General features: G+C 69.7%; 2 protein-coding genes. One reads left to right on the forward strand and one right to left on the reverse strand.

Translation table 11 applies throughout. From position 1 onward, the window contains the following. Positions 1 to 115 precede the first annotated feature (115 nt). Complete coding sequence (locus ACIRU3_RS47710; protein ID WP_404070757.1) at positions 116 to 670, reverse strand: CGNR zinc finger domain-containing protein; 555 nt, start codon at positions 668 to 670, stop codon at positions 116 to 118. Between the two features lie 143 nt (positions 671 to 813). On the opposite strand from ACIRU3_RS47710, the gene ACIRU3_RS47715 reads away from it, so the two are divergent. Next, on the forward strand, positions 814 to 1,821 hold the full coding sequence (locus ACIRU3_RS47715; protein ID WP_404070760.1) for an EamA family transporter: 1,008 nt from the start codon (positions 814 to 816) through the stop codon (positions 1,819 to 1,821). Positions 1,822 to 1,928: the final 107 nt, after the last annotated feature.

The raw sequence follows: 1,928 nt of genomic DNA on the forward strand, positions 1-1,928 counted from the left end.
CGGTCACATCACCAGATCACCAACCGCGGACCGGCAGAGTCCGCCCCGCCGCCACACGATCAGGCGACAGCGGATTCAGTCAAAGACTCACGAACTGCCCACTAACAAACCACCGCTAGGTTTCCCGGCGGTCACGGAAGGCGCGGACTTTGGCCCGGTTGCCGCATTCTGCCATTTGGCACCAGGTGCCGGACCGGTTCTTGGAGTGGTCGTAGAACGCCCACCGGCAGCCCTCGGCGGGGCAGATCTTGAGCCTGCGCCAGGTGCCGTCGAACGCGGCGAGGCCGACGACCGCGACCAGCCTGCCGAGTGCGGATGAGACTCCGGTGTCCTGCTCGGGGGCGAGGTCGGGCGTGCCGTCGGCACGGAAGCGCAGCTGCACGCTCGCGCCGCGGATGATGTCGCGGATGGTGCCGAGTGCGGCCTGGTCGGGCTGGGCGACTCGGGGGGAGTTGGCGTCGGCGAGGGAGCGGAGGGCCTCGCGGAGGGCGACGGCCCGCTGCCGGTCCGGCTCCGTCAGCCGCTCGGCCCGATCGACGAGCCGCTGTTCCGCCATCCACTGCTGGGCCTGAGCGGCCGTGGCCAGGCCGTCGGTGCCCCGCTCCAGGTCATGCGTGTTGATGAACTGCCGTACCAGTTCAAGGGGGTGCGGAGCGTCCTGCTGTTTCACGAGAGCCCTCCTGTACGAGGCTTCCACGGCTTGTGTGGAGCTTGACCAACCAATAAAACGCTTTGTAGGTTACACGAGGCCGATGATGAGGATCGACGGTCGACCGTGGCATCAGGCTGCGGAGCAGCCCTCGGAGTGCTGATATGCCGCACACACAGAAACGTCATCGGCGCTCCGGTCCGCTGCGGTCGGCGGATGCCGGGGCTGCCCGGCGCGCGGGCTCCATCGCGGTCATCACGGCGGCGGCCCTGTGGGGGCTGGGCGGAACGCTCGCCGGGGAGCTTTTCGAGCGGGGCGCGGATCCGCTGGAGGTCGTCGCGGTCCGTACGTGGGTCGCGCTGCTCGGCCTCGGCGCCCTCGCGCTGCGCCGCAGGGCGCCGATACCCGCCAGACAGGTTCCCTGGCGCCTGGTGATCGGGTTCGGCCTGTCGGTCTCGGTCGCCAACGCGGCCCTGTTTCTGGCCATCGAACGGCTGCCGGTGGCGGTGGCGCTCGTTCTGCAGAGCCTGGCGCCCGCCTTCGTCATCGTGGGAGCGCTGGTTCTGACGGGCAGGGTGCCGTCGCCCCGTGTGCTTGCCTGGCTGATCGCCGCCCTGGCAGGTGTGGCCCTGGTCGTCGAGCTGCCCACGGCGCCGCTGGGCGACATCGACCTTCCCGGGGTCGCCTTCGGGCTGCTCACTGCCGTCGGTGTTGCCGCGTTCTCTGTCCTCGGCGGCCGCGCGGCTCAGTCCGGCGGGGCGCTGGCCGCGAACATCTGGGGCTTCGCGGTGGCCGGCGGGGTGTGGCTGGTCATCCAGACCTTCCGGGGACTACCCGCGCTTTTTGATCAGCCGTGGCTTCTGGCGGGAGCGGTCCTCATCAGCGTGTTCGGCACACTGGTGCCATTCCTGCTCTATACCTGGGGCACAGCCCGCGTCGGTGCGCAAGCTGGTGCGGTCTCCATGTCGCTTGAGCCGATGTTCGGCGCGGGGCTGGCCTGGCTGTGGCTGGGACAGGCGCTCGCCTGGCTCCAGTGGGCGGGCACTGCCGTCCTGGTTGTCGCCGTCGTGTTCCTGCAGCGCCCGGAGCACCCGCCCCCGGCCGGACCCCCCTCTGCCGGCAGCCGCGTCCGGGGCGACGACACCCAACACCGCCTGACATCGCACGACTAGCGGTGGTTTGTTAGTGGGCGGTTCGTAAGGTGATGTCCTTTTCCGGTTGAGGCTGGGCAAGGTCGCTGGTGGGGGCTCCGTCGGCTATGGCTTCCTGGCGAAGTTGC

Source organism: Streptomyces sp. NPDC101151 (genome assembly GCF_044768335.1).
Classification (GTDB): Bacteria; Actinomycetota; Actinomycetes; order Streptomycetales; family Streptomycetaceae; genus Streptomyces.